Genomic DNA, 6,600 nt, shown 5'->3' with positions numbered 1-6,600 from the left:
GCCAGAGGGGGGCTGAAGTCGACATGGGTCTGGTTCGCTCCTGGTCGTCACGGGTGATCGTTATGGTCGCCACCTTGCCGGCATGCAGTATCCTGTGCAACTAATTTGCGGCGCGAGACCCTTAGACTTAGGTATGAAATCCCGGGAAAAACGTTGATCTGAGGCAGAATCTTGCCGTCTCGGAGCGATGTGCTCGGCGAGGAATCGCCCGACGGGCTGGACATATAGTTTCAAAAGCAACTATGCTCGCCCGACAACAGCAGCGCGTCGCCAGCGCGTGACGACCCCGACGACACCGGAGGAACCATGAGCAAGAAGTTCGCGTCCCACGCCGACACCGAAGAGAAGCAGGTCAGCTTCACCAAGCTGGCCGAGGGCCTGTACGCCTATACCGCCGAGGGCGACCCCAACACCGGCATCGTGATCGGCGACGACAGCGTGATGGTCATCGACACCCAGGCCACCCCGATCATGGCCCAGGACGTCATCCGCCGGATCCGCGAGGTGACCGACCTGCCGATCAAGCACGTGGTGCTGACCCACTACCACGCCGTGCGCGTGCTGGGGGCCTCCGCCTACGACGCCGAGAACATCTACGCCAGCCAGCACACCTATGACCTGATCGTGGAGCGCGGCCAGCAGGACTACGAGTCCGAGGTCGGCCGCTTCCCGCGCCTGTTCCAGGGCGTCGACTCCGTGCCCGGCCTGACCTGGCCGAACATCGTCTTCCAGAAGGAACTGACCGTGTTCATGGGCAAGCGCGAGGTGCGCATCATCCACCTGGGCCGCGGCCACACCAAGGGCGACACCATCGTCTGGCTGCCCGAGGAGAAGGTGATGTTCTCCGGCGACCTGGTCGAGTACGGCGCTACCCCCTACACCGGCGACGCCTACCACGAATACTGGCCCGCCACCCTGGACCGCCTGCAGGCCATGGCGCCGCAGAAGCTGGTGCCGGGCCGCGGCGACGCCCTGCAGAACCCCGAGCAGTGCCAGGAAGCCATCCAGGGCACCCGCGACTTCCTCGCCGACATGTACGAGAGCGTCAAGGCGGGCAAGGCCGCCGGCAAGTCGCTCTCCGAGTGCTACGCCGAGACCTACGCCCTGCTCAAGCCGAAGTATGGCCACTGGGTGATCTTCGACCACTGCGTGCCGTTCGACATCACCCGCTGCTACGACGAGGCGGGCGGCGAGCACCCGGATCCGCGCATCTGGACCGCCGAGCGCGACACCGCCATGTGGCACTCGCTGCAGGAAGTGGTCGAGAACCAGTAACGCACTGCTTTCCCAACGTCAGAGACGCGCGGCGCCGGGGACAGGCCCGAAGAGGGTCCGGTTCCAGGGGTGAGGAGCATTGCTCCTGACGGGCTGGCCATGGATGGCCAGCACTGGACCTGCAAGCGAAGCGGGACGCGAGAGCGAAGCAGGGAATCGGCAGCGCCCAGGGAGGGGGTCACATCGCCCTCGCACAGGCCTGTCGCCGGAAACAACCGCGGTCGGAGGAGCCATGCCAACCACCTACAACAATCCCGTCTACCCGTACCGACGTCCCGCCGAGCTGGACCGCCAGGACATTCGACACTGCCCGGTGGTGATCATCGGTGGCGGACCCACCGGCCTGGCCGCCGCCATCGACCTGGCTCAGCAGGGCATCGACAGCGTGCTGCTGGACGACAACAACACCGTCAGCGTGGGATCGCGGGCGATCTGCTTCGCCAAGCGCACCCTGGAGATCGTCGACCGTCTCGGTGCCGCCCAACCGATGCTCGACAAGGGCGTGACCTGGCAGCTCGGCCGCGTCTTCTTCCAGGACCGCGAGGTCTACGACTTCAACCTGCTGCCCGAGGATGGCCATCGCGTGCCGGCCTTCATCAACCTGCAGCAGTACTACTTCGAGGAGTACCTGGTCGACCGGGCCGACCAGCTGAATGACCGCATCGACCTGCGCTGGAAACACAAGGTCACCGCCGTCGACAGCCGCCCCGACCGGGCCCTGGTCACCGTCGCCACCGAGGACGGCGACTACCGCCTCTCCTGTGACTACCTGCTGGTGGCCGATGGCGCCAACAGCAGGGTTCGCGACATGCTGGGCCTGGAGAGCAAGGGCCAGGTGTTCCAGGATCGCTTCCTGATCGCCGACGTGGTGATGAAGGCCGACTTCCCCACCGAGCGCTGGTTCTGGTTCGACCCGCCCTTCCACCCCAACCAGTCGGTACTGCTGCACAAGCAGCCGGACAACGTCTGGCGCATCGACTTCCAGCTGGGCTGGGACGCCGACCCCGAGGAGGAGAAGAAGGAGGAGAACATCCGCCCCCGCGTGCAGGCGATGCTCGGCGAGGACGTGGAGTTCGAGCTGGAGTGGGCCAGCGTCTACACCTTCCGCTGCCGCATGATGGATGACTTCATCCACCAGCGCGTGTTCTTCATGGGTGATGCCGCCCACCAGGTCTCGCCCTTCGGCGCCCGTGGCGCCAACGGCGCCCTCCAGGGCACCGACAACCTGGCGTGGAAGCTGGCCCGGGTGCTCAAGGGTCAGGCCCCCGAGGCCCTGCTGGCCACCTACAACACCGAGCGCCAGCACGGCGCGGCGGAGAACATCCTCAACTCCACCCGGGCCACCGACTTCATCACCCCGAAGAGCCGCGTCAGCCGGCTGTTCCGCGACGAGACCCTGGCGCTGGCCGAGCACCACCCCTTCGCCCGGAGCCTGGTCAACAGCGGCCGGCTGTCGATGCCCTGCCGCTACGACGGCTCGCCGCTCAACGGCCCCGACGCCGAGGGCTTCCCCGCCGAGCTGCGCCCCGGCAGCCCGGCCAAGGATGCGCCGATCCGCCTGGACGGCCAACCGGCCTGGTTGCTCAACCGGTTCGGCGACCGCTTCGTGCTGCTGCTCGACGGCGGTGTCAGCACGGCCCGTGCCGATGCCCTCGCCGCAGAGCTCGACCAGCTGCTGGCCCGCCGCGCCGACCTCGACCTGGTGATCGTCGGCCCGGCGCCCCACGCCCTGGCCGGACTGCCGCGCACCATCGTGATCGAGGATGCCGACGGCCTGCTGGCCGAGCGCTACGGCCTGCACGCCGGCAGCGGTTACCTGATCCGCCCCGACCAGCACGTCACCGCACGCTGGCCCGAGATCTCGGCCGATGCGGTCGGCGAGGCACTGGACCGCGCCCTGGGCACCCACCTTGCCGATGTGGAGAGTCACCATGCCACGGCTTGAACTGAACCCGAACTTCACCGATCCGGACGCCTTCTACGCGGCACTGACCGAGGCGCACCGCGAACGCAGCGAGCAGGAGAGCGAACGCATCAACGCCCGGCTGATCCTGCTGCTGGCCAACCATGTCGGCGACCAGCAGGTGCTCGAGGAAGCCCTGGCCATCGCCGGCCAGGCCGCCGAGCCTGCCCAACAAGAACAGCGCTGAAAGAGGACATTTCCATGACCACCGATACGCTTCAGTACCAGAGCGGCTTCCGCAACCACTTCGCCACCGAGGCGCTGCCCGGCGCCCTGCCGGAGGGTCAGAACTCGCCGCAGCGCTGCGCCTACGGCCTCTATGCCGAGCAGTACACCGGCTCGGCCTTCACCGCACCGCGCCACCAGAACCTGCGCAGCTGGTTCTACCGCATCCGCCCCTCGGTCCTGCAGAGTGCCTACCGCCCGCTGCCGGACAAGCCGGTGGCCACCGCGCCGCTGGCCAGGCCGGCCGCCGACCCCAACCAGATGCGCTGGGACCCGGTGCCGGTGCCCACCGAGCCCAGCGATTTCGTCGACGGCCTGCTGACCATCGCGGTCAACGGCGATGCCGGGGCCCAGGCCGGGGTGGGCGTGCACGTCTACGCCTTCAACCGGGACATGACCGAGCGCTTCTTCTACAGCGCCGACGGCGAGCTGCTGATCGTGCCCCAGCTGGGCACCCTGCGGCTGCGCACCGAGTTCGGCGAGCTGGAGGTCGGCAACGGCGAGATCGCCGTGATCCCCCGCGGCATCAAGTTCCAGGTGCGCCTGGGCGCCGGCGCCGATGCCGCACGCGGCTATGTCTGCGAGAACTACGGCAGCCCCCTGGAGCTGCCGGGCCTGGGTCCGATCGGCGCCAACGGCCTGGCCAACCCGCGCGACTTCCAGAGCCCGGTGGCGGCCTACGAGGACCTCCAGGGCGACTTCACCCTGGTGGCCAAGTTCTCCGGCCGCTTCTGGGAGACCCGGCTCGATCACTCGCCGCTGGACGTGGTGGCCTGGCACGGCAACGTCGCGCCCTACAAGTACGACCTGGCCCACTTCAACACCATCAACACCGTGAGCTTCGACCATCCCGACCCGTCGATCTTCACTGTGCTGACCTCGGCCTCCGACACGCCGGGCATGGCCAACCTCGACTTCGTGATCTTCCCGCCGCGCTGGATGGTGGCCGAGAACACCTTCCGCCCGCCCTACTTCCATCGCAACCTGATGAGCGAGTTCATGGGCCTGATCCACGGCGAGTATGACGCCAAGGCCGAGGGCTTCCTGCCCGGCGGCGCCAGCCTGCACAACTGCATGTCGCCCCACGGCCCGGATGCCGACACCTTCGAGAAGGCCTCGAATGCCGAGCTGACCCCGCAGTACCAAGGCGATACCATGGCCTTCATGTTCGAGAGCCGCTACGTCTACCATCCCACCGAGGCGGCGCTGGACGCCGACTTCCGTCAGCGCGACTACGTGGATGTCTGGTCGACCCTGCGCTCGCACTTCGACCCGAACAAGCCCTGACGGCAGGGGCCCCCATCGGCGGGCCCGGATCGACACGGCACGCTCCCTCAGCGGGGCCCCGACCAGCGGGCCCCGCCCCTGACGACAAGGATCGAGACAAGATGAAACTCGCCACCCTCAAGAACGGCCGCGACGGCGAACTGCTCGTGGTCTCCCGCGACCTCTCCCGCGCCGTGCGCGCCACCGACATCGCCGCCACCCTGCAGCAGGCGATCGAGAACTGGGATGCCCTGGCCCCGCAGCTGGAGCAGCGTTACGCGCAGCTCAACGACGGCCGGGCCGAGGGCGCCTTCGACCTGGACCAGGGCCAGCTTCACTCGCCGCTGCCGCGCAGCTACCACTGGGCCGACGGCTCCGCCTATCTCAACCACGTCAAGCTGGTGCGCCAGGCGCGCAACGCCGAGATGCCCGAGACCTTCTGGACCGACCCGCTGATGTACCAGGGCGGTGGCGACAAGTTTCTCGCCCCTACCGAGGACATCGAGGCGGTCAGCGAGGAGCACGGCATCGACTTCGAGGGCGAGATCGCGGTGATCACCGACGACGTGCCCATGGCGGTGACCCCGGAGCAGGCCGCCGGCCACATCAAGCTGATCATGCTGGTCAACGACGTCAGCCTGCGCGGCCTGATCCCCGGCGAGCTGGCCAAGGGCTTCGGCTTCTTCCAGGCCAAGCCGGCCTCCAGCTTCTCGCCGATCGCGGTGACTCCCGACGAGCTGGGCGACGCCTGGCAGGACGGCAAGGTGCACCTGCCGCTGACCGTGCACCTCAACGGCGAGAAGTTCGGCGAGCCGGAAGCCGGCCCCGACATGATCTTCAGCTTCCCGCAGCTGGTCGCCCATGCCGCACGCACCCGCTACCTGGGCGCCGGCGCCGTGGTCGGCTCGGGCACCGTCTCCAACCCCGACCCCGACGGCGGCCCCGGGAAGCCGATTGCCGATGGCGGCGTGGGCTACAGCTGCCTGGCCGAGGTGCGCATGGTCGAGCAGATCCTGCACGGCCAGGCCAGGACCTCCTTCATGCGCTTCGGCGACCGGGTACGCATCGAGATGCTCGACCGCGAGGGCAGGAGCATCTTCGGCGCCATCGACCAGCAGGTCGTGAAGTACCAACCCTGAAGTATAAAACCAAGCAAGGAGAGCCGCATGACCACCCTCTACGGCTATTTCCGCTCCTCGGCCGCCTACCGGGTGCGCATCGCCCTGAACCTCAAGGGCCTGGCCTACGACCAGGCCCCGGTCAACCTGATCAAGGGCGAGCAGCGCTCTGATGCGAACCTCGCCCGCCACCCCCAGGGGCTGGTGCCGTCGCTCGAGACCGACGATGGCCTGATGCTCACCCAGTCCCTGGCGATCTGCGAGTACCTGGACGAGACGCATCCCGAGCCGCCCCTGCTGCCCGCCGATGCCGCCGGCCGTGCCCGGGTACGCGCCCTGGCCCAGCTGGTGGCCTGCGAGGTCCATCCGCTCAACAACCTGCGGGTGCTGAAGTACCTGGTGAACGATCTCGAGGTCGGCGAAGAGGCCAAGCTGGCCTGGTATCGCCACTGGATCACCGAGGGCTTCGATGCGCTGGAGGCCATGTTGACCCGCGAGGCCGGTACCGGTGCCTTCTGCCACGGCGACACCCCGACCCTGGCGGACCTCTGCCTGGTGCCCCAGGTGTACAATGCCGAGCGCTTCGAGTGCCACCTGGCGGCCTATCCGACCATCCGGCGCATCGTCGACCACTGCAACGCCCTGGAGGCCTTCCGGAGGGCGGCACCGGGCGAGCAGCCCGACGCCGGCTGAGCACACGGGCGCCATCGCGGTTATAATAAGCAGGCTAATGACAAGCGGGTGTGGCCCTCG

General features: G+C 67.9%; 6 protein-coding genes. All 6 read left to right on the top strand.

The annotated features are described in order from the left end of the window. Nucleotides 1-306 precede the first annotated feature (306 nt). The 6 genes from ACOMD9_RS14560 (at nucleotide 307) to maiA (ending at nucleotide 6,540) form a co-directional block, all read left to right on the top strand. Nucleotides 307-1,275, top strand: a complete 969-nt coding sequence (locus ACOMD9_RS14560) for an MBL fold metallo-hydrolase (RefSeq protein ID WP_421416205.1) — start codon at nucleotides 307-309, stop codon at nucleotides 1,273-1,275. Nucleotides 1,276-1,507: 232 nt separating this feature from the next. Continuing rightward, complete coding sequence (locus ACOMD9_RS14555; RefSeq protein ID WP_421416204.1) at nucleotides 1,508-3,220, top strand: FAD-dependent oxidoreductase; 1,713 nt, start codon at nucleotides 1,508-1,510, stop codon at nucleotides 3,218-3,220. Then, the gene (locus ACOMD9_RS14550) at nucleotides 3,207-3,425 is read left to right on the top strand and encodes a DUF2783 domain-containing protein (RefSeq protein WP_421416203.1); all 219 of its coding nucleotides are present in this window, start codon (nucleotides 3,207-3,209) and stop codon (nucleotides 3,423-3,425) included. Before ACOMD9_RS14555 ends, ACOMD9_RS14550 begins: the two co-directional genes overlap by 14 nt. 14 nt (nucleotides 3,426-3,439) lie before the next feature. After that, entirely contained in the window at nucleotides 3,440-4,750 is a 1,311-nt protein-coding gene (gene hmgA, locus ACOMD9_RS14545; protein WP_421416200.1) for a homogentisate 1,2-dioxygenase, read from the top strand. Between the two features lie 101 nt (nucleotides 4,751-4,851). Further along, nucleotides 4,852-5,868: a fumarylacetoacetate hydrolase family protein gene (locus ACOMD9_RS14540; protein WP_421416197.1), complete on the top strand. Its 1,017-nt coding sequence runs from the start codon at nucleotides 4,852-4,854 to the stop codon at nucleotides 5,866-5,868. A 27-nt stretch (nucleotides 5,869-5,895) separates the two neighbouring features. Beyond that, a complete protein-coding gene (gene maiA / locus ACOMD9_RS14535) occupies nucleotides 5,896-6,540 on the top strand; it encodes a maleylacetoacetate isomerase (protein WP_421416195.1) in 645 nt (214 codons plus the stop codon). The last annotated feature ends 60 nt before the right edge of the window (nucleotides 6,541-6,600 follow it).

Source organism: Halomonas terrestris (assembly GCF_049166755.1).
Lineage (GTDB): Bacteria > Pseudomonadota > Gammaproteobacteria > Pseudomonadales > Halomonadaceae > Halomonas.
Note: the sequence above shows the minus strand (reverse complement) of the source record. Positions and strands in the feature narration are given on the sequence as shown.